We start from the raw sequence: 21,351 nt of genomic DNA, 5'->3' as shown, positions 1-21,351 counted from the left end.
CCTCGGACAACGTGATCGCCACAGCAGAAGGCCCGGGATGCGACATGACAACAGGGTAGTAACTAATCCTCAGGATTTCTGGCGCAGCACACTAGTGCCGTAGCAGGCAACGTTTGCCCTGCGACCGTCTGGTGTGTCAGCTAGACGAGTGAGTCCGAAGTCCCGCCTGCCGCATACAACTCGGCGCGGATTCGCTGGGCGGTCCGCGCGGCGAGCGAGATGCCGGTTTCCTTGTCACCGCCGGACGTCACGATGGCGAGCACGCCTCCGACGCGGACGTCGACAGCGTAGGACGGAGTGCCGTCGTACTCGTCGCCGCCGGTTTGCCGCGAGATCTCCAGCAGCGCCTCGTCGCCGAGGGCAGCGACCTCCCGGGCCTCGTGGTGCTCCTGGAAGGGGGCGGCCTCCGTGTCGACGGTGACGTCCGGACAGGCTTCGTGGAGCCGGCGCCGGATCTCCAGATAGCGCTCGGTGCGCCCGGCGGGCATCGACACCAGCTGGATGGTGACGATCCGGCCGTTCTCTGCGGCGCGTGCAAGGTGCATGGTCTGCTGGACGCTGGCCCCCTCGAAGCCCCTCATCTCCACGCGCAGGTCTTCCCCGGGCTCGCACTGGGTCCATTCGCCTCCCCCGTACCGGCCAAAGAGCCCCAGGTACGTCCCGGTGACCTTCGCGTGCCTGCCCAACGCCCCGGCGGGTAGGAGCGCAGCTTTCAGCTCGGTTTCGGTGAAGACCTGTTCCGGGTCGGCATCGCCGTCGACGCCGGGCGCCGTGGAGGGGGCGCCCGACGGGCCCCCCGTCGCGGCGGGACGCCCCGGATCAGGCGACGCCTCCGGGCTGCCGCACCCGCTAAGAAGGACCGTCAGCACAACGGCGTGGCCTGCCATTGCCGCGCCTGCGGCCGCTCGCACGGCACCTCCCCCGGTTCGGCGAACAGTTCGACCGGAACCCTGGACGAATGAGTTAGAAGCCCTTCGGGCCTCGGACACGAGGTGAGGGCCTCGTTGATCAGCTTGTGACAGAAGACCTCGAGACCCTCATCACCGCACTGTACGTGAAGATCGACGACGAGTTGGGAGGACCGCGATGGACGGGTCGGCCAACTGTACTGACAGACTCCGAGCCGGTCTGCGTGGCGGTCGCTCAGTCCCTGCTCGGCTTCACCTCCGAGCAGCACTGGCTGCGCTACGCCCGCAAGCATCTGGCTGGGCAGTTTCCCTACCTGCCCCAGCAGTCCGGCTACAACAAGTGGCTGCACGGCGCACTCGGCAGGGTCAAGAGGGGTTCGGTTCGACTAGGTGCTGAGTGGTGCGCTCTCCTCAGCGTCGAGCTGGTGGTCCGCCCAGACATAGCTTTCGGGAAGCAGGTCGGTGACGGGCACCATCCGGAGGCCGTCGTTTGTCCCGACGATGACCTTCACGGCTGGGAAGTAGTCAAGAAGGACCTGGCGGCAGCGGCCACATGGGGGCACGACGCCTCGGTCGCGGTCACCCACGGCGACGATGGTGTCCAGGTCGTAGGCACCCTGGGCGGCAGCAGCGCCGATCAGGACCAGCTCCGCGCAGGGGCCTCCGGTGAAGTGATAGGCGTTCACCGCGGTGACGATCCGGCCGTCTCGGGCGCGGGCCGCAGCCGCCATGGTGTGGTTGTCGCCCCGGCAGCGTGTGGCCGCGACGTGCGCCGCTGCCCGGATCAGTTCGTGGTCGACACGGTCGGTCTGTGTGGTCATCTTCTCTGCCTTCCTGCACGGTCAGGCGACGTTGGCCCTGTCGACGACGGAGCGCAGGCGCCGGTCGTCGACGTGGCGGTTTCGCCGGATGATGTAGCGGTGGATCATGCTGCCCTGCTCCTTGTGGCTGGCGTGGTCGGTGCCGTGGAGGGTGAAGTAGCGCAGGGCGGTGAACTGGGCTTCGATGCGGTTGAGCCAGGAGCTGTTGGTCGGGGTGTGGGCGATCTCGACCTTGTTCGCTGTGGCCCAAGTGCCGACTCGCTGGCACTTCTTCGTGGTCAGGTGTGGGGAAATCGACGAGAAACGGCCCGGTGTCATTGGCCTGCCCCCGCTCGACCCCGTGTCAGGCATCGCCGGCCTGATTCAGGACTGGCCGAACACTCCGCTCCCCGTCCGTCGAGCGTGGGTCAAGTTCGTCACCACCATCACGATGCACCCCAACGGCTTCAAGAGGCCCCGCTCTCACGGGAGGACGGGGCTTCGTCACACCCCTGTCAGGGCGGGAAGGTTGGGAGTGGCAGGCGACCTTGACCACCGAGACGAGCAAAATCACGGCCAGGGCTGGGGTGAGTACCGCGTCTGGCACTACTCCCAGCAACAGTCCACCCAGGAGGGCTCCGGCCACCGAGCCAGCGACCATGACCACCACGAAGCGCCAGCGCACGACGCCATACGTGTTCCTGTATCTCGGGCTTCCCTTCTCCGAAGACTCGACAAGGACTTCGGAATCTGCAGGCCTCCAGGGATGAAGGCGCAGGTCATCGTGTGGGAAGCGCCTCTCAGACGGACCCGAGAACCGTGGCAGGTTTTGAGCCCTCAAGACACGGCGGTGCCTTGACAAGCCCCAGGGGGTCATACCCCACCTCTGCCGTCTGGGGCGTGCAGGCTGACGTGGGCCTCACGAACTGTTTGCACCGTCCTTGAGGCGCCAGTTGAGGGCTGCCGTGAACGCTGCCATTGCCCCAGCGGCCAGGGCGAAACAGCCGCAGACGAAGCTCGCGGACTCGACCCATGCGGCTGACCTGTCGAACAGCGAGGCCGAGACCTGGCACCCCGCGCCAAGCGCGCCCGATCCTGCGGCGAGCAGCCACGTTCCGGGGGTGAACGCAGCCCAGGCGTCACCCGCAGCCGCAGACCGTGCGATACGCAGGACGACTCGCCCGGCAAGTACCACGCAGGCGATCGGCGAGACGACGGCCATCCCAAACAGGAACAGCATGGGCAGGATCCAAATACCGGCATCTTCAGACGCGAGGAGCATGACGGCATGACCGCCCACGCGGCAGAAAGGTTGCCCAGCGTGGGGGCGCGGCCCGGCACCACGGTGCGATTCAGCTGCTGATCGAGCCGACGGGCCGACGTATGGCGGGCAAGTGGGTCGGGTTCGGCAAGGACTTCGACGTGAACACGGGACCGTGGGAGCTGCGCCTACTCGACCGATCGACAGGCCGCGCGAGCATCGAGCGGTACTCGACCACACCGGAGTGAGGGATCGGGGCGCTCCCCTGCGGGACCGCCCCGTACGGGCGCCTTGCCGCCTAACCCGCCCCGACCGGCTGGAAACGGGCAGTGACGCAAGACCCGCTTTCACCAGGTGGCCCACGACGCCGGGTTCGGCACGGCCAAAGTCGATGCGGCAGCATCTGCAGGCGGCGCTAGGAGTCACTCCCACCGCGTATCGGCGCGCCTTCCGCGCCGGGGGCGGGTACGAGCGGGCTGTCAGCGGGGGAAACGGTGGTTTCAGCTGCGGAAACGGCCGTGTCGGCAGCCGGAGATGAGCCTGCGGCGGAGATCGTTTCGAGCCTGCGCTCGCCCAGTGCGCCGATCGTCGTGAGCACGAGCGTGAGGACGACACCCGCGAGGATCGCCGTCGACGGCGCGACGAAGTTCAGCAGAGCGCCGGCGAGGGAGCCCGTCGCCGCGTAACCCGCGCCGGCTGCCGCGTACATCACCGAGTAGCCGGCGGCCAGGGCGCTGGACGGCAGCACCTGCCCCAGGGAGAGATTCCGGGTGATCAACGCAGGGGACTGGAGGACTCCGGCGAGGACGAGCGCGACCGCGATCCACGCCGTGTGCGGTATGAGGGCGACCAGCGTCACGCACGCCGAGATGCCGCACATCAGCACCACGCTCCGGGTACGCAACCGGCCCGGCCAGGAGCGCAGGCCGTACAGGAACGATCCCGCCCCCGCGCCCAGGGCCATCCCGCTGAGCAGCGGTCCCGACCAGCCGACGTCCTCGCCACGCTGCTCCAGGAGGGCGGGCAGCATGAGTTCCGCCAGGCCGAGGACGCAGAGGGAGGCCGCGCCCGTGACGTACACCGGCCAGGCCCGGGCCAGGAGGCGGAGCATCGACGTGCCCTCGCTGTCCGACTCGTCCGCGCCCCAGCCCGCGGGCAGCAGCCACAGGCCGGCGACGGACGAGCCCATGAGGGCGGCGGCGAGCAGCGGCGGGGCCCAGGGGGTTACGCCGAGCGCCAGGCCGGTGACCGCCGCCGGGGTCACCGCCCATACGCCGGACATCAGCATCGTTTCCATGGACAGGGCCTGGGTCACGGCCCGCTTCGGGACGATGTCGGTCAGCAGGGCGCGCAGGCCTCCGGCGGACGCGGCGGGGGCGGCGCCCGCGAGGAAGGCGAACGCGGCGAGTACCGCCGGGTGGGCGGTCGGTAACAGGCCGAGGCCGGCGAAGCCGACCGCGCCCACGGTGAGGCCCCCGGCGAGGTGGGGGCGGGCTCGCTCCGGGCGCATGCGCATGCCCAGAAGGGGGGCTCCGATGATCTCACCTATGACGTACGCCGCCGCCAGTGCGGCGCCCAGGGTGTAGCCGCCCGGGCGTTCGCGGACCAGGAAGACCAGGGCGAGGGGGGCCATCGCGACGGGCATGCGGGCGGCGATGGACACCGTGGCCCAGGTCAGGACCTGTGGGGAGGCGACGTCTCGGTAGGTCATGTCTCGAAGGTAGGCGACGGCACCGACAGTGCCCGAGGGGTTTTCCCGCCCCCGCCGCCCCTACCCGTCCCATCCCTGGAGGCTTCGCCCCCAGACCCCCGCCATCGGCCTTCGGCCTCGTCCGCGAACGCCGGACGGGCTGGATGTGCCAGCCCCTTGGGGGCACATCCCCGCGGACCCCCGGGTGCCGCCGTCCTCAGAACGTCAGCACCGCCCGAGCCACCCTCCCCTCCCTCGCATCCTCCGCCGCCTTCTCGAAGTCCTCCACGGAATACGTAGCCGTCACCAACTCGTCCAGGAGGAGGCGCCCTTCGCGATACAGGTCGGCGTACAGGGCGATGTCCCGCTGGGGGCGGGAGGAGCCGTAGCGGCAGCCGAGGACGGACTTGTCCAGGTACATGGACGACACCCGGAAGGACGCCTCCGCCGTCGCGGGCGGCACGCCGAGCAGGACCGCCTGACCGTGGCGGTCCAGGAGGTCGATGGCCTGGCGGATGAGTTCGACGCGGCCGACGCACTCGAAGGCGTGGTCCGCGCCCGTCGGGAGGATGTCCCGCACGCCCTCCGCCGACGTCAGGAAGTGGGTCGCCCCGAATCGACGGGCCACCGCCTCCTTCTCCGGGTTCGCGTCCACCGCCACGATCCGCAGCGCCCCCGCGATCCGTGCGCCCTGAAGGACGTTGAGACCGATACCGCCCGTGCCGATCACGACGACGCTGTCACCGCGGTCCACGCGCGCACGGTTCAGCACCGCCCCCACGCCGGTCACGACCCCGCAGCCGATCAGCGCGGCCGACGGCAGCGGGACGTCCCGCGGGATCCGGACCGCCTGCACGGCCTTGACGACCGTGCGTTCCGCGAAGGCCGAGTTGGACGCGAACTGGTACAGCGGCCCGCCGTCCCGCGTGAACGGCCGGCCCGGCCTGCCGATCGCGCTCCGGCACATCGTCGGCCGGCCCCGGTCGCAGTCGGCGCAGGCACCGCAGTTCGCGAGCGTGGACAGTGCCACGTGGTCCCCCGTCCTGACATGCGTGACGCCCTCGCCCACCGCCTCCACGACCCCCGCGCCCTCATGGCCGAGGACCACGGGAGAGGGGAAAGGTATGGTCCCGTCCACCACCGACAGGTCGCTGTGGCACAGCCCGGCCGCCGAGATCGCGACCCGCACCTCGCCCGGACCGGGGTCCCGTACCTCCAGATCGTCGACGACCCGCACCCGTTCCCCGTCGAAGACCACACCTCGCATCACAACCCCCTCACCCTTCAGCCCCTCGGCCCTTCAGCCCCTCGGCCCTTCAGCCCTTGGGCTCTTCAGCCCTTGGGCTCCTTCGGCAGGCCGAGCACCCGCTCGGCGATGATCGTGCGCTGGACCTCGTCCGAACCGCCGTAGATGGTGTCGGCCCGGGAGAACAGGAACAGGTGCTGCAGCGGGTCGAGTTCGTACGGTTGCTCGGGCGACCAGTCCCGGGGGCCCACGGCCGCCCCCGCGCCCCGTACCAGCGCCGCCAGCTCCCCGAGCCGCTGGTGCCAGCCACCCCACAGCAGCTTCGCCACGCTCGGCGCACCTAGCTCGCCGCCCGAACCGCCCAGCGTGCGCAGGGAGTTCCAGCGCATGGTGAGCAGCTCCGCCCACTGGCGTACGAGGCGGTCGCGTACGACGGGGTCGTCGGCGGCGCCGGTCTCCACGGCCGTACGGACGACCCGTTCCAGCTCCTCCGCGAAGCCGACCTGCTGGGCGAGCGTGGACACCCCCCGTTCGAAGCCGAGCAGGCTCATGGCCACCCGCCAGCCGTCTCCCTCCCCTCCGACCACGTGCTCGGCCACGGCCCCGTCGAAGAAGACCTCGTTGAACTCGCTCGTCCCGGTCATCTGCCGGATCGGCCGCACCTCGACGCGGCCGGGCTGGTCCATCGGGACGAGGAGGAAGGACAGTCCGTGGTGGCGGCGGGAGCCGGGTTCGGTGCGGGCGAGGACGAAGCACCAGTCCGCCTCGTGGGCGAGGGAGGTCCAGATCTTCTGGCCGGTGACCCGGTACGTCGTCGTCGCACCGTCGCGGACCGCCGACGTCCGTATGCCGGCGAGGTCCGATCCTGCACCCGGTTCGCTGTAGCCCTGGCACCACAGTTCCTCACCGCGCGCGACGGGCGGCAGGAACCGCCGCTTCTGCTCCTCGGTGCCGTGTTCGATCAGGGTCGGGGCGAGGAGCTTCTCCCCGATGTGCCCGGACCGGGCGGGTGCCTTGGCGCGCGCGTACTCCTCGGCCCAGACGACCTGCTGGACGAGGCTCGCGGTCCGGTTCCCGTACCCGCCCTCCTGCCAGCCGATCCCGATCCACCCACCGCGCCCGAGCTCCCGCTCCCAGTCCCGGCGGGATGGGTCTCCGATCAGGTGCGCTCCCAGCCACTCCCGCACCTCGCTGCGAAACGCCTCGTCCTCGACACCGAACCCGAAGTCCACGCCCACTCCTCACCCGAGCTGCACGCCCCTGAAAGGGGCGCGGGGAACTGCGCGACCAGCCACGGTCAACCCGCAGCCGCCATACGACCTGCCCCACCACCCCCTTACGCGTTCGGCCGTTCCCTGGCGGAAGCCGCCCGCGCCATCTCCTCCAACCGCTCCAGCATCGGCATCGGATCCGCCCCCACGCTCCCCGGCAGCACCTCCGCGATCCGCTCCGGCGTCCAGGAACCCTCCGCGAAAGCCGCCCGCAGCTCCCGCGGCTGGGCCCAGACCGCGATCTTGGGCCCGGCCACGGTGTAGACCTGCCCGGTGATCCGCTCCTCGCGAGCCCGGTCGCTCAGCAGGTACACGACCAGCGCGGCGACGTCCTCGGGCTCGCCGATCTCCTTCAGTTCCATCGGCACGTTGGCGGACATCCGGGTACGGGCCACCGGCGCCACAGCGTTGGCCGTCACCCCGTACTTGTGCAGGCCGAGGGCCGCGCTGCGCACGAGGGAGATGATCCCGCCCTTGGCCGCGCTGTAGTTGGCCTGGGAGACCGAGCCCTGGTGATTGCCGCTGGTGAAGCCGATGAGGGTGCCGGACTTCTGCCTGCGCATCAGCGCCGACGCGGCGCGGAAGACGGTGAAGGTGCCCTTCAGGTGGGTGGCGACGACCGGGTCCCACTCCTCCTCGGACATGTTGAACAGCATCCGCTCGCGCAGGATGCCCGCGACGCAGACCACGCCGTCGATCCGCCCGTACGCCTCGACCGCCGTGTCCACGATGCGTTGCCCGCCCGCCATGGTCGACACGTCGTCGGCCACCGCGACCGCCTCGCCGCCGGCCGACACGATCTCCTTGACGACCGTCTCCGCGACCGAACTCGTCGGCTCGGAGCCCTCGATGGAGACCCCGTAGTCGTTGACGACGACCCGCGCGCCCTCGGCCGCCGCCGCGAGAGCCACCGCTCGGCCGATCCCCCGCCCCGCCCCCGTCACGGCGACGACCTTGCCTGCCAAGAAGTTCCCCACGCCGGGCCCCTTCCCACGGTTTCTGACGGACCGTTAGATTTGGACCCAGCGATTCTACGACCCGTCAGATACCCGGAGACAAGACCCCGGGAGGGACCGGACGGGGACGGATTGGGACCGGACGGGAACGGGCGGGATCGGATGAGACCGGGCGGGATCGGATGGGACCGCGCGGAAACGGGCGGGACCGGACGGAACCGAGCGAGACCGGACAGGACCGAGTGGGAACGGGAGGCCTCATGTCGTTGCCCGAGGAGTTCCACGAGATCGCGGGGCGCGTGAACAACTGGGGCCGCTGGGGTGCCGACGACGAGATCGGAACCCTCAACCTGATCACGGACGAGGTCGTACGGGGCGCCGTCGCCAGCGCACGGACCGGACGGCGCGTCCCGCTCGGCCTGCCCCTCCAGCAGGACGGCGTCCAGACCGGCATGATTCCCGGGCGGGTCAACCCGCTGCACGTGATGGTGCAGATCAACCAGGAGATCTTCGGCCCCGGCACCGTGGCGTGCAGCGACGACGCCGTGACCATGGGCCTGCAGGCCGCCACGCACTGGGACGCCCTCACCCACGTCTCCCACTCGGGGCGGATCTACAACGGCCGGCCGGCGAGCACCATCACCCCGCACGGTGGCGCGGAGTTCAGCGGCATCGACAAGGCGCGGCACATCGTCTCGCGCGGCGTGCTGCTCGACGTCCCGCGCGCCCTCGGCCAGGAGCGGCTCGCCGGGGACCACGCGGTCACGCCCGAAGACCTGGAGGCGGCCGAGGAGTTGGCGGGCACGCGGGTGAGGAGCGGTGACGTCGTCCTCGTACGGACCGGGCAGGTGCAGGTGTACCTCGCCGGTGACCGGCACGCGTACGCGTACCCCTCACCCGGGCTCTCGGTCCGAACCCCCGAGTGGTTCCACGCGCGGGACGTCGCCGCCGTCGCCAACGACACGATGACCTTCGAGATCTTCCCGCCGGAGATCGAGAACCTGTGGCTGCCCGTCCACGCGCTCGACCTCGTCGAGATGGGGATGCTCCAGGGCCAGAACTGGAACCTGGAAGAGTTGTCCACAGCCTGTGGAGAAGAGGGGCGCTACAGCTTCCTGCTGTCCGCCACGCCCGAGCCGTTCGTGGGCGCCACGGGAACCCCGGTGGCGCCCGTGGCCGTGCTCTGAGGCTTCTTTCCCGAGCCCGCGCGGCGTTCGGCGGCTTCCTCGCCGAGCCCGTGTGCCGTTCGATTCTCCGGCTGGCGGCGCGCTTCCCCCCACCGCGTCACGCGCCACCACCCGGCTCCGGCACACCAGCTCGCGCTCCTCGGGCGGCTCCCGTCCCGGCGGGCCGTCCGGCCCTGGGGGAGCTGACGCCGGATCGCGACCCGCACTCGCCGAGGACTTCCGTCACCGAAGCCCTCGTCGTCCCCTCGCGGCGAATCGCTGAACACAAGCGTGATCAAACGGACACTGCACGTCAACACCCGGTCGGCGGAACGCGCGTCAAGACGTTTTCATGGCGGCGCGCACCGGAGCACACCCCCGCGCACCGATCCGCGGCCACCGCCGGACACCTCCGGCCCCGTGCGACCGCGCGCAGGCGCGTGCGTCGCGAACGTCCCACCACGGACCGCCACTCACCAAGAACCGGCACCCACCAAGGACCGCCGCCCCACCAAGGACCGCCGCCCTACACCGCCTCGTACGCGAACCCCTCATAAGCGGCGGGAGTGGAGGTGGGCGCGGTGGCGGGCGCTGTGGCGGCGGCAGGGCCAGAGCCGGGCTCGCAGCGGTCCAGTTCGCACCAGATGCGCTTGCCGCCCCCCTCGGAGCTCCAGCCCCAGCGGTCGGCCAGCCCTTCGACGAGGGCCAGCCCGCGCCCGTTGGTGTCGTCGCCCTCCGCGCACCGGGGCACGGGCGGCCGGGCAGAGCTGTCGGCCACCTCCAGGCGGACGGTGCCCGCCGAGCCGTCCGGCACCCCGGACAGCAACAGCCGTAGCACGGCCGGGCACCCGGTGTGCACCACGGCATTGGTGACCAGCTCCGAGACGAGCAGGACCAGCGTCTCGGCCAGTGACTCATCGGCCTGTATCCCGGACCCGGCGAGCCGTGAACGGGCCCATCTCCGGGCACGGCCCACCTCCGTGGGGTCGGGCCGGATCTCCAGTTGCACTTGAAGCACCTGCACCGCTCACACCATCCGAACCGGCGGACGCGTCGCCTCGCGCCTCGCCAAGGCCACGATCGTGGTCATCTTCTGCACGGCCATCGACTGCCTGACCGGGACAGGGATCACCGACTGTGATCCCGTTGCGTGACAGCATGGTTGACGTACAGTCACCCCAACAAGCGCTTCGGGCATATTCCAGCGCGAAGGAGTACGTGTGCGGGATACTGTGCGACGCTCGCCGTGGGGAGTCGAACAGGCGGGGCCGTACCCCCGCCCACCAGTGCGAGTGGAGCGCATCGCCGAATCCGGGGCTGCCTCGGGGGCAACACCGGGGTGGCTCGTCCTCGGAACCGCTCGCATCCCACACAAGGTACCGGAGCGAGCGCCCGACTCCGGGGCGTGACAAGTCACGCGTAGGACACAACCCGATATCAACGCTCGGTAATTCCCCTATGCCACGATCCGCGACATCCGCCACATGAGTCCCCATGACCTCCCTGGTCAGGCAGTCATCCCGAGTCCGTCGGCCAACAGCTCCCCCGCGAGCATCTCCTCACTGTGCGTCACATCTCCGCTACGGTACGAGCGCACCCAGGCCCGCTTGAGGTGCAGGTGCACGTCGGACTCCCAGGTGAAGCCCATGCCGCCGTGCACCTGGAGGCAGTCGCGGGCGCCCCGCACGGCCGCCTCGTCGGCGAGCAGGCGGGCCGCGGCGATGTCCAGCGGGTCGGCGGTGACGGCCGCCGCGTAGACCGCCGCCCGCGCCGCCTCCACCCGCTCCAGCATCCCGGCGCACAGGTGTCCCACCGCCTGGAAGGCCCCGACGGGCCGTCCGAACTGCTCTCGGGCCCGGGCGTGTTGCACGGCGAGTTCGCAGGTACGGGAGGCCGAGCCGAGTTGCTCGGCGGCGGTGAGAAGGACGGCCAGGGGATCCACGCCCGCCCCGTCCGGTGCGGGGGGCACGTCGGGTCCGGGGCGCACGTCCTGTCCGAGGTGCACGTCCAGTCCCCCGGGGCGCACATCCACTCCCCCGGGGCGCACGTCTGATACACGGTCCACGTCCGATACACGGTCCACGTCCGGTACACGATGCAGCGGCGTCAGCGGGTCCACCGACCGCAGCGGTACGGCGCCGGACGCGTCCCCCCGTACGACGTCCGCCTCGTCCAGCCACTCCACCAGTCCGCCCTGGACGGCCGTCACCACGCTCTCCCCGGTCGCGGCCCCCGGCACCCGCGCGTCCGCGGCGAGGTGCGTGGCCACCAAGGGCCCGGGCAACAGCACCCTGCCCACCTGTTCGAAGGCCAGGACCGCTTCGGGAAGTCCCAGTCCGACCCCGCCCTCCGCCTCGGGCAGCCGTAGTGCGAACAGCCCCGCCTCGCCCAACTCGCGCCACAGGGCGCGGTCGAGTCCGGGCGCGTCCAGGGCGGCCCGCAGCGCGTCGCGCCCGAACCGCCCTTCGAGCAGGGCGCGCACGCCGTCCCGCAGGGCTCGCTGGTCATCGGTGAGTTGGAAGTACACGGGTCTGAAGTCACCGCCCCTTCGGCAGGCCCAGGACGCGCTCGGCCACGATGGTGCGCTGGATCTGTGAGGTCCCGGCCGCGATCGTGTACGACAGCGACGACAGCCGGTCGAGCACCCACGGCCGGTCCAGGTCGAGCGCGTCCGCGCCGAGGACGTCGGCGGCCGTGTCGTACAGCTCCTGCCGTGCGTGCGAGTAGCGGAGCTTGAAGACGGAACCGCCCACTCCCGGGACCCCGCCGGTGTTCTCGGCCTCGCTCACGTTCCACTGCGTCAGCCGCCACAGCGCGCGGAACTCGGCGTTCAGCCGGCCCAGCCGGCGCCGCAGCGTGGGGTCGTCCCAGCGGCCGTTCTTCCGCGCCTCGCGCGCCAGTTCCCCCAGGACGCGGCGGCAGGCGACCACTTCGCCCACGAACGCCGTGCCCCGCTCGAAGGACAGCGTCACCATGGTCACGCGCCAGCCGTCGTTCTCGGCCCCGACACGGTGGGCGACGGGCACGCGCACCTCGTCGAGGAAGACCTCCGCGAACTCCGCCGAGCCGGCGAGGGTCCTCAGCGGCCGTACGGTGATCCCGGGCGCGTCCATGGGCATCGCCAGCCAGGTGATCCCCTGGTGCTTGGGCGCCGCCGGGTCGGTGCGCACCAGCAGCTCGCACCAGTCGGCGACCTCGGCGTGGGACGTCCAGATCTTGGAGCCGCTCACCACGTAGTCGTCGCCGTCCCTCCGGGCGCGCGTGCGCAGGGCCGCGAGGTCGGAGCCCGCGTCGGGCTCGCTGAAGCCCTGGCACCAGACCTCCTCGCCGCGCAGGACGGGCGGCAGCCAGCGCGCCCGCTGTTCGGCGGTGCCCTCGGCGGCGATGGTGGGTCCGGCGTGCAGCAGCCCGACGAAGTTCGCGCCGACGTAGGGGGCGCCCGCCAGTTCGGTCTCCTCCAGGAAGATCAGGTGCTGCGTGGGGGTGGCGCCCCGGCCGCCCGCGTCCACCGGCCAGTGCAGTCCCGCGTACCCGGCGTCGTACAGCATCCGCTGCCAGCCGAGGTCGTAGGCCCGGCGGGCCGGCCAGTCCTCGGGCGACGGCTTCGGCGGCAGCGTGGGCAGCACCTTGCCCAGCCACTCCCGCAGCCGCGCCCGGAACTCCTCCTCTTCCGGCGTGTACGTGAGGTCCATGCCGAGCCTCCTCCGCCCGAAGTGCGCACGCGCGTATCTGACGTAGCGTCAGACCATGCCTCACGGAAGGCTAGCCGCGCGCCTATGGACCGACAAGGCGCGGCGCCCTACGCTCTGCCCACGATCTGACTGACCGTCAGTTAGCCACGAGAGGGCTGCCGCCGTGAACGACACCGCCCGCGCACTCAGTACCTCCCGCACCCTCTGGGAGCTCCTCTCCCGCCGTGCCGGCCTCACCCCCGACCGGCCGGTCCTCCTCCAGGGCGACCGCACCCTGAGCTTCGGCGACCTGCGCACGAGGGCGGAGCGGGTGGCGGCGGGGCTGTACGACATGGGGGTGCGCCCCGGCACGGTGGTCGCCTGGCAGCTGCCCACGCGCGTCGAGAGCGTCCTGCTGTCCTTCGCGCTGGCCCGCCTGGGCGCCACGCAGTCGCCGGTCATCCCCTTCTACCGGGACCGCGAGGTCGGCTTCGCGCTCAGGGAGTCGAAGGCGGAGTACTTCGCCGTGCCCGGCGAGTGGCGCGGCTTCGACCACACGGAGATGGCACGGCGACTGGGCGCGAAGGGGGTCTTCGAGGCGTACGACCGTCTCCCGGACGGCGATCCCTCGGTCCTGCCCGCGCCTCCCTTCGAGGGCACGTCGGTCCGCTGGATCTACTGGACCTCGGGCACCACCTCCGACCCCAAGGGCGTGCTCCACACCGACCGTTCGCTGATCGCGGGCGGCTCCTGCCTGGCCCACGCGCTCCACCTCACGGCGTCCGACGTGGGTTCGATCGCGTTCCCGTACGCGCACATCGGCGGCCCGGACTACCTGGTGATGCTGCTGCTGTACGGCTTCCCGGCGGTGCTGTTCGAGCACTTCGCGCTGCCGGACGCGCTGGCGGCGTACCGCGAGCACGGGGTGACGGTGGCGGGCGGGTCCACCGCGTTCTACTCGATGTTCCTCGCCGAACAGCGCAAGCAGCCCGGTACGCCGGTCGTCCCGACGCTGCGGCTGCTGGCGGGCGGTGGGGCGCCGAAGCCGCCCGAGCTGTACCACGCGGTCGTACGCGAGATGGGCGTCCAGCTCACCCACGGGTACGGCATGACCGAGGTGCCGATGATCACGATGGGGTCGCCGGACGACTCGCCGGAGAACCTGGCGACGACCGAGGGACGGCCGCCCGAGGGGATGGAGATACGGATCGTCGACCGGGCGGGCAGGCCGGTGCCGTACGGCGTCGACGGGGAGGTGCGGCTGCGGGGCGAGGCCGTGTGCCAGGGGTATCTGGACCCGGGGCAGACGGCGCGGGCGTTCGACGCGGACGGGTTCCTCGTCACCGGCGACCTCGGGCATCTCACCGTCGACGGTCACCTGGTGCTGACCGGGCGCCTCAAGGACGTGATCATCCGCAAGGGCGAGAACATCTCGGCCAAGGAGATAGAGGACCTGCTGCACCGCCACCCCGCGGTCCGGGACGTCGCCGTCGTCGGGCTGCCGGACACCGAACGCGGGGAACGGGTGTGCGCCGTGGTCGAGCGGGCGCCGGGCGAGGGGGAGTTGTCGCTGGACGACGTGACCTCGTACCTGCGCTCGGAAGGGCTGTCCGTGCACAAGCTGCCGGAGCAACTGGAGGTGGTGGACGCCCTTCCGCGCAACGACACCCTGCGGAAGGTGCTCAAGTACAAGCTGCGGGAGCGTTATTCGTGAGTTGGGCGCTGTTCGTGTGTTACTCGGGCACCGTGAAGTAGCGCGCGAAAGCCGTGACGATCTCCGTCTCGCCCACCTTGCCGTCGGTGTCGGCGTCGAGGGCCGCGGCTGCCGCGGCGGCGACGTGCTCGGGCACACCGAGGGCCCGCAGGACGCGGACGGTGTCCTCGACCGTGGCCGAACCGTCCCCGTCGGCGTCCGCGACGGCGAGGGCCGCGTGCAGGAAGGGGCGGGCGATCTCGGCGAACCGGTCGGGGTTGTCGCGCAGGCGCTTGACCGCGCCGTTCACGAACTCGTCCCGGGTGATGCGCTGGTCGCCGTCCCGGTCCGCTATCCCGGCCATGCCCTGCCAGAAGGCCTCGGCGCCGCCGTACAGGGCCTGGCCCTTGTCGGAGCGGGGCGTGGTGGCGAACTCGGCGAGAACCGCCTTGGCGGCCGCGCTGAAGTCCTCGCGGTCGATGTAGCCGTTGCCGTCCTGGTCGAAGGTGGCGAACCGGGCGGCGATCCTGCGCTCGTACTCGGTGCTGACCATGTCTTTTCGGGCCCGCCTTACGTCGTCACATGGGGTTTCTCTGCACGGAGCGTACGACGTCAGGGGCCGCGTCGGCGTGGGAAAGCGACGCTTGTGCCAAGACCGGGGGAATTTCGGGACAACAGTGTGGCCATGTGCGGGGCCGGGTGCCGGCGGGGTCGCGTGCGCGCGCTCACGCCGACAGCGGGCCGGCCTCCTCGTCCGCGTTCGGGACGCCGTCCACGGCCGAGTCCACGTCCGGGTGGACGTCGAAGAGACGGCGGACCCCCAGGGCGCCGAGGACGCGGTTGACGTGCGCGCCCTGGCTGCGGCCGCGGGCCGCCGGGTCGGTTCCGTCGGCCGGGAGGATCAGGCGCAGTTCGCCCCGGCAGGAACGGATGAGGCGGCGGGTGGCGATGAGGACACCGACGCCGCTGGAGTCGCAGAACACGACTCCGGAGAGGTCAAGGACGAGGCTGCGGCGGCCGTCGGCCACGGCGTCGTGGACCCGTTGTCGCAGCACCGGGGACGTCACCAGATCCATCTCGCCCGACACGTGGAGCACGGCCCACTCGCCGTGCTCGCCGTCGGTCACCTTGAGCGTCACCGCCACGCCTCTCAGTCGCCGGAATTCCTGGAACTCCCGGAATGAGCACCGGAAACGGAAGCCGCCGTTTCGCTTCCTTCTGCGCGGCTGCCCCACCCTCGTTCCATGAAACACCGAGGCGTGGCCAAAAGCGTGGGCCAAGACTGGCCATTCAGTCAGGATCGGTCTTGTACGATCCCTTACGGTCATGCTTGATCGGTTTTGCGCGGGACAGGGGCCGCGCGGCAGCGAAGGTCGACCGTTCTGCGGTCCATACCACCCACGCCCCTCCCGGGGGCGCACATTGCCGCAAAGGGGCGTGCGCCGCCGAGCGTGCCGACTACATTCGAGGTGGCGCAGGACGCAGGGTGGGTTCGGAGAACAGCGCGGAGCACGAGCAGGGATGAGGGCCACATGGCGACGAACGACGCGCCGCCCCGCTGGGACCGCAGGATGCAGCAGCGGCTGGAGCGCGGCGAAGCGGCGGCGCTCGGCGAGTTGTACGACCGGTTCGCTTCGCTCGTGCACGGTCTCGCCCATCGCGTGCTCGGAGACGAACAGGCGGCCGACGCCATCACACGCGACGTCTTCACCCACGCCTGGGAACACCCGGGCGAGTACGACCCGGGGCAGGGCCCGATGCGCTCCTGGGTGGCCACGCTGACCCACCGCCTCGCCGTGCAGCGGCTGCGCGCCACCGAGACCGCGGCGCTGGCCGAGGGCGGCGAGGGCACCACGGAGGACCTGGAACGCAAGGTCCACCGCGCCTCGGCGGCCGCCCGCGCCGACTACATCGTCCAGTCCATGCCCACCCCGCTCCGCGCCGCCCTCGAACGCGCCTACTTCCAGCGCCGCGACTACCGCCAGACCGCCGCCGACCTCGGCATCACCGAGGACGAGGCCCGCCGCCGGCTGCGCCTCGGCCTCCAACTCCTGTCCACGGCCCACCACACCGGGCCCTCCGGGGTGCCGCCCGAACACGGGGGCGCGGTGTGAACGGCGGCAGTGAGCGGTTCGAGGGCTTCGGCGAACACGAGGGGAACCAGGGCGGTGACGGCAGCGGCGGCCGCGGCGACGGCGGTGGCCGCGACGAGGGCCAGGTCCTTCCGCCGCCGCGGATACCACTGCCGCGGGTGTCCGTCGAGGACAGCGGCCTGCCGCTGCCCGAGCCGCTGAGCGCGCCCCTCGTCCTGGAGCACCGGGTGCTCAAGGCGCTGCTCGGGGCGTGGGCGCTGGCGGCGTGTTCGGCCGCGGAGACGGCCGCCGTCGAGGAGCACCTGGGGACGTGCGGCTCCTGCGCGGACGAGGCGCTCCGGCTGCGCGAGGCCGTGGGGCTGCTGCACGCGGAGGAGAGCCTCGACCTCGACCCGGCGCTGCGCACGCGCGTCCTGGAGCGCTGCCTCGACCGCCGGGCGCCCCGCATCCCCGTACCGGACTGGGCGGCTCCGTACGACGCGGAGGCGGCCCGGCTCGACGCGCTGCTGCAGGACATCGGGGACGCGGACTGGCACGCGCCGTTGCGGCTGCGGTGGTTCGAGGGCGACGGCCCGGTGAACCGCCGTACGACCGTCGCCGGTGTCATCGCGCACCTGCTGAGCGTCGACGGGCTCGTCGCCGTGGCCCTGGGACTCGACGACCCGCTGGACGGTCCGGCGGACGCCGCGACTCCGGCGGCCCGCACCGAGGCGTACTGGCGGGCCTCCCACTTCCCCCTCTCGCGCCGGGTGCGCGGCCCGTGGCGCGAACAGAGCCATGACCTCGTCCGTACCGTCTCCTTCGCGAAGCAGTCGGGGCGCTCCGGGAAGCTCTCCGTGCCGTACGGCGCCTTCGAACTGCCGCTGCGGGACGCGATGCTGGACCGCGCCTTCGAGTGCTGGATCCACGCGGAGGACATCGCGGAGGCGGTGGACTACCCGTACGAGCCGCCCGCACCGCGCCATCTGCACCGCATGATCGACCTGGCGGCCCGCATGCTGCCGACGGTCCTGGCAGCGCGCCGCCGGGCCGGACTCGCCGCCGCGCCCCGGCAGATCCGCCACCTCGTGCCCGCCGGCTCACCCGGCCGCAGCCTGCGCCTGGAGATCGAGGGCATCGGCGGCGGCGAGTGGCTCATTCCCCTCGACTCCCCTGCCGCGACGGGCTCCGCCGACCACGCGGTGGCCCACGTCGCCCTCGACGGCGTCGAGTTCTGCCGGCTCGCCGCGGGTCACGTATCCCCTGAGGAGGCGGCCGCCGGCCAGGACGGGGACCGCGAGGCGATCAGGGACGTGCTGCTCGCGGCGGCGAGCATGAGCCGGATGTAGGGGCGGCTTCTGATGTAGGGCGGCTTGCAGGGCGGCTGTGGCTGGTCGCGCAGTTCCCCGCGCCCCTTGGGTTACGCCCTCCATCGGAAGACCCCGAACTGTCAGGCGAAGACGACCGTCCGCCGCCCGTTCAGCAGAATCCTCCGCTCGGCGTGCCACTTCACGGCCCGGGCCAGCGCCTGGCACTCCACGTCCCGCCCGATCGCCACCAGCTGGTCCGGCGTGACGTCGTGCCCGACCCGCTCGACCTCCTGCTCGATGATCGGTCCCTCGTCGAGATCCGCGGTCACGTAGTGCGCCGTCGCCCCGATGAGCTTCACGCCCCGCGCGTGCGCCTGGTGATACGGCTTCGCGCCCTTGAAGCTCGGCAGGAAGGAGTGGTGGATGTTGATGATCCGGCCGCTGAGCTCCTTGCACAGGTCGTCGGAGAGGACCTGCATGTAGCGGGCGAGGACGACCAGCTCGACGTCCTGCTGGCGCACGATCTCCAGCAGCCGCGCCTCGGCGTCCGCCTTCGTGTCCTTCGTCACGGGAATGTGGTGGAAGGGGATGTCGTACGACCCCACGAGCTCGGCGAAGTCCGTGTGGTTGGACACCACCGCCGCGATCTCCACCGGCAGCGCGCCGATCCGCGCGCGGAACAACAGGTCGTTCAGGCAGTGCCCGAACTTGCTGACCATGAGGACGACCCGCATCCGCTCCTCGGCCCGGTGGATCTGCCAGTCCATGTGGAAGGAGTCACCGATCGCCGCGAAGCTCGCCCGCAGCTTGTCCACGGTCACCGGCGCCTCGGCCGAGAAGTGGACCCGCATGAAGAACAGGCCCGTGTCGTGGTCGCCGAACTGCTGGCTGTCCTCGATGTTGCAGCCGGTCATGAAGAGGTAGCTCGACACGGCGTGCACGATTCCCTGCTTGTCCGGGCAGGAGAGGGTGAGGACGTACTGATCGGGGCGCGAGACCGCGGCTCGGGTGGACTGCTCGTTCATGCAGGACAGGGTCCCACACGCGGCAGAGCACCCGTTAAGGGGCGCGGGGAACCGCGCGAGCGGCCCGATACGGCCCGCAGCCCGCCACACACCTCAGCCCCCGCGGCGCGCAGGCGCAGGCCGATCACGTCGAACCCGCGCCCCGGACCCCTCACGCCGAACGAGTCAGGATCCGCAACACCTCGAGCGTCTTCGGCGGCGCGTCCGCGTCCTCCCCGTCCGACACCGCGAGCCGCACATGCGCCTCGCGCGCCGCCCGCACCGCCTCCGGCCACCCCTGGTGGTCGAGGTACGCGGAGACCGGCGCGTCCGGCCCCACCTGGTGCATGATCCGCAGCACACGCAGCACGGCGGTGTCCACGAGAGCCGCCTCCTGCTCGTCGCGGAAGATCGTCCCCACGTACTTCTCGGCGGACCAGTTGTCCAGCCAGGTGTCCTCGACCAGCCGGTACACGGCGTCGGTGACGTCCCCGTACCCGTCGACACCGGCCAGCCAGACGTCCCGCTGGAACACCGGGTCGGAGAGCATGTGCAGCGCGGAGCGCACATTGCTGCGCCAGCGCCACCACGGCATGTCGTTCTGTGGCATGCCGCCCATGGTGGATGAGCGACGGCCGCGACGGGAAGAGGGCTCCGAGTCATGCACAGTCTCTGATCGTACTTTCCTCCCGAAAATGCGGTCATCACCCCCCGCAATTCACCTCCACGTCACCTTTGGTTGACCTGACAGCACGCCAGGGTTGGTGATGTGACGGAATCGTGCGGACCATGACCGGCAGGAGACGCACGAGCCCCACCCTCCCCGTCCGTAACCGGCCCGCCCGCAGCAGCACGAGGGGGATCCGCCCACGCGCGAGGTCCTTCGCACTGTCCGCGGGCACGCTGGCGGCATGCGCGTCACTCGCCGTCGGCTGTGGTGTCGTCCCCGGTACCACGGGGGGTTCCGGGGACGACCCCGTCACTGTGATGACCTGGGCTCCCGAGAAGACGGCCGCCACCAACGAGCCCGGCATGCCGGCCATGGCCAAGGCGTACGCCCGCTGGGTCAACTCGCAGGGCGGCATCAACGGCCGCAGGCTCGACGTCCTCACCTGCAACGAGAAGAACGACACCGTGGCCGCCGCGAAGTGCGCGGGCCGCGCGGTCGACGAGGACGTCGTCGCGGTCGTCGGCTCCTACAGCCAGCACGGCCGGTCCTACCTCTCGCCGCTGGAGGCCGCGGGCATCCCGTACATCGGCGGCTACGGCGTCACCGACGACGAGTTCACCAGCCCCCTGTCCTTCCCGGTGAACGGCGGCCAGCCCGCGCTCCTGGCCGGCCTCGGCGAACAACTCGCGAAGTCCTGCGGCCCGGTCGTCCTCGTCCGCCCCGACTCGGTCGTCGGCGACACGATGCCGGTGCTCCTCGACGCCGGCCTGCGCACCGGACCGCACGCGGCCTCCACGGACGAACTGGCCGCCGAGGACGCCACCCAGTACGAGGAGCAGACCCGGACGGCACTGCGGCGGGCCACCGCCGACCCCGCGCGGAAGGGCTGTGTGGTGCCCTCGCTCGGGGACCGCACCGACACCTTCATGGACTCCTTCCGGCGCGCCCGCGAGGACTTCCCGGCGGTGCGCACCGCCGGGATGCTCGGCAGCATCGACCAGTCGCTGATCGACTCGTCCGGAGGCAGGTCGGGGCCGTACGAGGGGACGTACGTCACCGGCTGGTACCCGGAGGAGGGCGACAAGCGCTGGAACACGATGAACAAGGTGATCCGCGAGCACGCCTTCGGTGACAACCGGATCGATCCGGCGGACCCCGGCGTGCAGACGACGTGGATCGCGTACACCGTGCTGAAGGAGGTCGTCGAGAAGCTGGGCGACGGCGAAGTGAGCTCACGCACCGTACGGCAGGCCCTCGACAAGGGGCTGAAGGTGACCACGGGCGGGCTGACACCGACGCTGAGCTGGCCCTTCGACGATCTCGTCGCCCCCGGCGGCTTCGGACGCCTGGTCAACGCGAACGTCACGTTCCAGGTCGTCCGGCAGGGCCGCCTGGTGGCCGCCCGGAAGGGCTTCGTAAGCGTACTGAAGACCCTGGAAAACGCCTCGGGCTGAGACCGACGACGCCGTCCTCACCTTGACGGGGCCGGGGCCCGGCCAGCGCCCCGGCGGCGGCACGGGTCTGACCGGTCGGCCGACGGTGACTCAGCGACCGGCCAGTGGGCCAGGGCCGGGCCGGTGGCCCGGAGTCCAGGTGGTGGCCCGGAGTCCAGGTACTGGCCCGGAATCCAGGT

General features: G+C 71.2%; 20 protein-coding genes and 4 pseudogenes. 8 read left to right on the top strand and 16 right to left on the bottom strand.

Annotation, left to right across the window (positions count from 1 at the left end):
* Positions 1–140 precede the first annotated feature (140 nt).
* On the bottom strand, positions 141–545 hold the full coding sequence (locus tag ACZ49J_RS41495) for a hypothetical protein (RefSeq protein WP_467457072.1): 405 nt from the start codon (positions 543–545) through the stop codon (positions 141–143).
* 503 nt (positions 546–1,048) lie between these two features.
* Between ACZ49J_RS41495 and ACZ49J_RS41490 the strand changes: the two are divergent.
* Positions 1,049–1,264 (top strand): annotated as a pseudogene (locus tag ACZ49J_RS41490) (IS982 family transposase); the annotation flags it as partial.
* Between the two features lie 30 nt (positions 1,265–1,294).
* Here ACZ49J_RS41490 and ACZ49J_RS41485 read toward each other — a convergent pair.
* From ACZ49J_RS41485 to ACZ49J_RS41470, 4 genes and pseudogenes are all read right to left on the bottom strand, one after another.
* Positions 1,295–1,729 carry a cytidine/deoxycytidylate deaminase family protein gene (locus tag ACZ49J_RS41485; protein WP_467457074.1) on the bottom strand — a complete coding sequence of 145 codons (435 nt, stop codon included), beginning with the start codon at positions 1,727–1,729 and terminating at the stop codon, positions 1,295–1,297.
* 21 nt (positions 1,730–1,750) lie between these two features.
* Positions 1,751–2,026, bottom strand: a pseudogene (locus ACZ49J_RS41480) (IS630 family transposase); the annotation flags it as partial.
* 46 nt (positions 2,027–2,072) lie between these two features.
* Positions 2,073–2,585, bottom strand: coding sequence for a TSUP family transporter (locus tag ACZ49J_RS41475; RefSeq protein WP_467457076.1), 513 nt, complete (start codon positions 2,583–2,585; stop codon positions 2,073–2,075).
* A 42-nt stretch (positions 2,586–2,627) separates the two neighbouring features.
* A complete protein-coding gene (locus ACZ49J_RS41470; protein WP_467457078.1) occupies positions 2,628–2,990 on the bottom strand; it encodes a hypothetical protein in 363 nt (120 codons plus the stop codon).
* 50 nt (positions 2,991–3,040) lie between these two features.
* Here ACZ49J_RS41470 and ACZ49J_RS41465 point away from each other — a divergent pair.
* Together ACZ49J_RS41465 and ACZ49J_RS41460 are read left to right on the top strand one after the other, a co-directional pair.
* Positions 3,041–3,217 (top strand): annotated as a pseudogene (locus ACZ49J_RS41465) (XRE family transcriptional regulator); the annotation flags it as partial.
* 103 nt (positions 3,218–3,320) lie between these two features.
* Positions 3,321–3,432, top strand: a pseudogene (locus ACZ49J_RS41460) (AraC family transcriptional regulator); the annotation flags it as partial.
* On the opposite strand, the gene ACZ49J_RS41455 reads toward ACZ49J_RS41460, so the two are convergent.
* From ACZ49J_RS41455 to ACZ49J_RS41440, 4 genes are all read right to left on the bottom strand, one after another.
* Positions 3,385–4,680, bottom strand: a complete 1,296-nt coding sequence (locus ACZ49J_RS41455; RefSeq protein WP_467457079.1) for an MFS transporter — start codon at positions 4,678–4,680, stop codon at positions 3,385–3,387. The pseudogene ACZ49J_RS41460 and the gene ACZ49J_RS41455 overlap by 48 nt on opposite strands.
* 196 nt (positions 4,681–4,876) lie before the next feature.
* Positions 4,877–5,926, bottom strand: coding sequence for a Zn-dependent alcohol dehydrogenase (locus ACZ49J_RS41450; RefSeq protein WP_467457081.1), 1,050 nt, complete (start codon positions 5,924–5,926; stop codon positions 4,877–4,879).
* A 65-nt stretch (positions 5,927–5,991) separates the two neighbouring features.
* Complete coding sequence (locus ACZ49J_RS41445) at positions 5,992–7,137, bottom strand: acyl-CoA dehydrogenase family protein (protein WP_467457083.1); 1,146 nt, start codon at positions 7,135–7,137, stop codon at positions 5,992–5,994.
* A gap of 104 nt (positions 7,138–7,241) precedes the next feature.
* Positions 7,242–8,153: an SDR family oxidoreductase gene (locus tag ACZ49J_RS41440; protein ID WP_467457084.1), complete on the bottom strand. Its 912-nt coding sequence runs from the start codon at positions 8,151–8,153 to the stop codon at positions 7,242–7,244.
* Between the two features lie 239 nt (positions 8,154–8,392).
* Here ACZ49J_RS41440 and ACZ49J_RS41435 point away from each other — a divergent pair, with 239 nt between their 5' ends.
* Positions 8,393–9,319 (top strand): cyclase family protein, encoded by a 927-nt coding sequence (locus tag ACZ49J_RS41435; protein ID WP_467457086.1) that lies wholly within the window; start codon positions 8,393–8,395, stop codon positions 9,317–9,319.
* Positions 9,320–9,824: 505 nt separating this feature from the next.
* On the opposite strand, the gene ACZ49J_RS41430 is transcribed toward ACZ49J_RS41435, so the two are convergent.
* The 3 genes from ACZ49J_RS41430 to ACZ49J_RS41420 form a co-directional block, all read right to left on the bottom strand.
* The gene (locus tag ACZ49J_RS41430; RefSeq protein ID WP_467457087.1) at positions 9,825–10,322 is read right to left on the bottom strand and encodes an ATP-binding protein; all 498 of its coding nucleotides are present in this window, start codon (positions 10,320–10,322) and stop codon (positions 9,825–9,827) included.
* Positions 10,323–10,805: 483 nt separating this feature from the next.
* Entirely contained in the window at positions 10,806–11,825 is a 1,020-nt protein-coding gene (locus ACZ49J_RS41425; protein WP_467457088.1) for an acyl-CoA dehydrogenase family protein, read from the bottom strand.
* Between the two features lie 10 nt (positions 11,826–11,835).
* Positions 11,836–12,990, bottom strand: a complete 1,155-nt coding sequence (locus tag ACZ49J_RS41420; RefSeq protein WP_467457090.1) for an acyl-CoA dehydrogenase — start codon at positions 12,988–12,990, stop codon at positions 11,836–11,838.
* A 163-nt stretch (positions 12,991–13,153) separates the two neighbouring features.
* Here ACZ49J_RS41420 and ACZ49J_RS41415 point away from each other — a divergent pair, with 163 nt between their 5' ends.
* Positions 13,154–14,683 (top strand): class I adenylate-forming enzyme family protein, encoded by a 1,530-nt coding sequence (locus ACZ49J_RS41415; protein WP_467457092.1) that lies wholly within the window; start codon positions 13,154–13,156, stop codon positions 14,681–14,683.
* A gap of 19 nt (positions 14,684–14,702) precedes the next feature.
* On the opposite strand, the gene ACZ49J_RS41410 is transcribed toward ACZ49J_RS41415, so the two are convergent.
* Positions 14,703–15,215 (bottom strand): EF-hand domain-containing protein, encoded by a 513-nt coding sequence (locus ACZ49J_RS41410; RefSeq protein WP_467457093.1) that lies wholly within the window; start codon positions 15,213–15,215, stop codon positions 14,703–14,705.
* 172 nt (positions 15,216–15,387) lie between these two features.
* Positions 15,388–15,807, bottom strand: coding sequence for an STAS domain-containing protein (locus ACZ49J_RS41405; protein ID WP_467457094.1), 420 nt, complete (start codon positions 15,805–15,807; stop codon positions 15,388–15,390).
* 387 nt (positions 15,808–16,194) lie between these two features.
* Here ACZ49J_RS41405 and ACZ49J_RS41400 point away from each other — a divergent pair, with 387 nt between their 5' ends.
* Together ACZ49J_RS41400 and ACZ49J_RS41395 are read left to right on the top strand one after the other, a co-directional pair.
* The gene (locus ACZ49J_RS41400) at positions 16,195–16,776 is read left to right on the top strand and encodes a sigma-70 family RNA polymerase sigma factor (RefSeq protein ID WP_467457096.1); all 582 of its coding nucleotides are present in this window, start codon (positions 16,195–16,197) and stop codon (positions 16,774–16,776) included.
* Entirely contained in the window at positions 16,773–18,083 is a 1,311-nt protein-coding gene (locus ACZ49J_RS41395) for a zf-HC2 domain-containing protein (RefSeq protein WP_467457097.1), read from the top strand. The genes ACZ49J_RS41400 and ACZ49J_RS41395 overlap by 4 nt, the downstream gene beginning before the upstream one ends.
* 101 nt (positions 18,084–18,184) lie before the next feature.
* On the opposite strand, the gene purU is transcribed toward ACZ49J_RS41395, so the two are convergent.
* Both purU and ACZ49J_RS41385 read right to left on the bottom strand, forming a co-directional pair.
* Positions 18,185–19,069: a formyltetrahydrofolate deformylase gene (gene purU / locus ACZ49J_RS41390; protein WP_467457098.1), complete on the bottom strand. Its 885-nt coding sequence runs from the start codon at positions 19,067–19,069 to the stop codon at positions 18,185–18,187.
* Positions 19,070–19,220: 151 nt separating this feature from the next.
* A complete protein-coding gene (locus tag ACZ49J_RS41385; RefSeq protein WP_467457099.1) occupies positions 19,221–19,667 on the bottom strand; it encodes an SCO4402 family protein in 447 nt (148 codons plus the stop codon).
* Between the two features lie 170 nt (positions 19,668–19,837).
* On the opposite strand from ACZ49J_RS41385, the gene ACZ49J_RS41380 reads away from it, so the two are divergent.
* Complete coding sequence (locus ACZ49J_RS41380; protein ID WP_467457100.1) at positions 19,838–21,172, top strand: ABC transporter substrate-binding protein; 1,335 nt, start codon at positions 19,838–19,840, stop codon at positions 21,170–21,172.
* Positions 21,173–21,351: the final 179 nt, after the last annotated feature.

Source organism: Streptomyces sp. NPDC030840 (genome assembly GCF_055572015.1).
This window is presented reverse-complemented; position numbering and strand designations above follow the sequence as displayed.

Bases quoted from the DNA above. Each gene is read 5' to 3' on its own strand.
- ACZ49J_RS41495 (WP_467457072.1), bottom strand. From the start codon at position 545: ATGCACCTTGCACGCGCCGCAGAGAACGGCCGGATCGTCACCATCCAG.
- ACZ49J_RS41485 (WP_467457074.1), bottom strand. From the start codon at position 1,729: ATGACCACACAGACCGACCGTGTCGACCACGAACTGATCCGGGCAGCG.
- ACZ49J_RS41475 (WP_467457076.1), bottom strand. From the start codon at position 2,585: ATGACCCCCTGGGGCTTGTCAAGGCACCGCCGTGTCTTGAGGGCTCAA.
- ACZ49J_RS41470 (WP_467457078.1), bottom strand. From the start codon at position 2,990: ATGCTCCTCGCGTCTGAAGATGCCGGTATTTGGATCCTGCCCATGCTG.
- ACZ49J_RS41455 (WP_467457079.1), bottom strand. From the start codon at position 4,680: ATGACCTACCGAGACGTCGCCTCCCCACAGGTCCTGACCTGGGCCACG.
- ACZ49J_RS41450 (WP_467457081.1), bottom strand. From the start codon at position 5,926: ATGCGAGGTGTGGTCTTCGACGGGGAACGGGTGCGGGTCGTCGACGAT.
- ACZ49J_RS41435 (WP_467457086.1), top strand. From the start codon at position 8,393: ATGTCGTTGCCCGAGGAGTTCCACGAGATCGCGGGGCGCGTGAACAAC.
- ACZ49J_RS41420 (WP_467457090.1), bottom strand. From the start codon at position 12,990: ATGGACCTCACGTACACGCCGGAAGAGGAGGAGTTCCGGGCGCGGCTG.
- ACZ49J_RS41410 (WP_467457093.1), bottom strand. From the start codon at position 15,215: ATGGTCAGCACCGAGTACGAGCGCAGGATCGCCGCCCGGTTCGCCACC.
- ACZ49J_RS41400 (WP_467457096.1), top strand. From the start codon at position 16,195: ATGGCGACGAACGACGCGCCGCCCCGCTGGGACCGCAGGATGCAGCAG.
- purU (WP_467457098.1), bottom strand. From the start codon at position 19,069: ATGAACGAGCAGTCCACCCGAGCCGCGGTCTCGCGCCCCGATCAGTAC.
- ACZ49J_RS41385 (WP_467457099.1), bottom strand. From the start codon at position 19,667: ATGGGCGGCATGCCACAGAACGACATGCCGTGGTGGCGCTGGCGCAGC.
- ACZ49J_RS41380 (WP_467457100.1), top strand. From the start codon at position 19,838: ATGACCGGCAGGAGACGCACGAGCCCCACCCTCCCCGTCCGTAACCGG.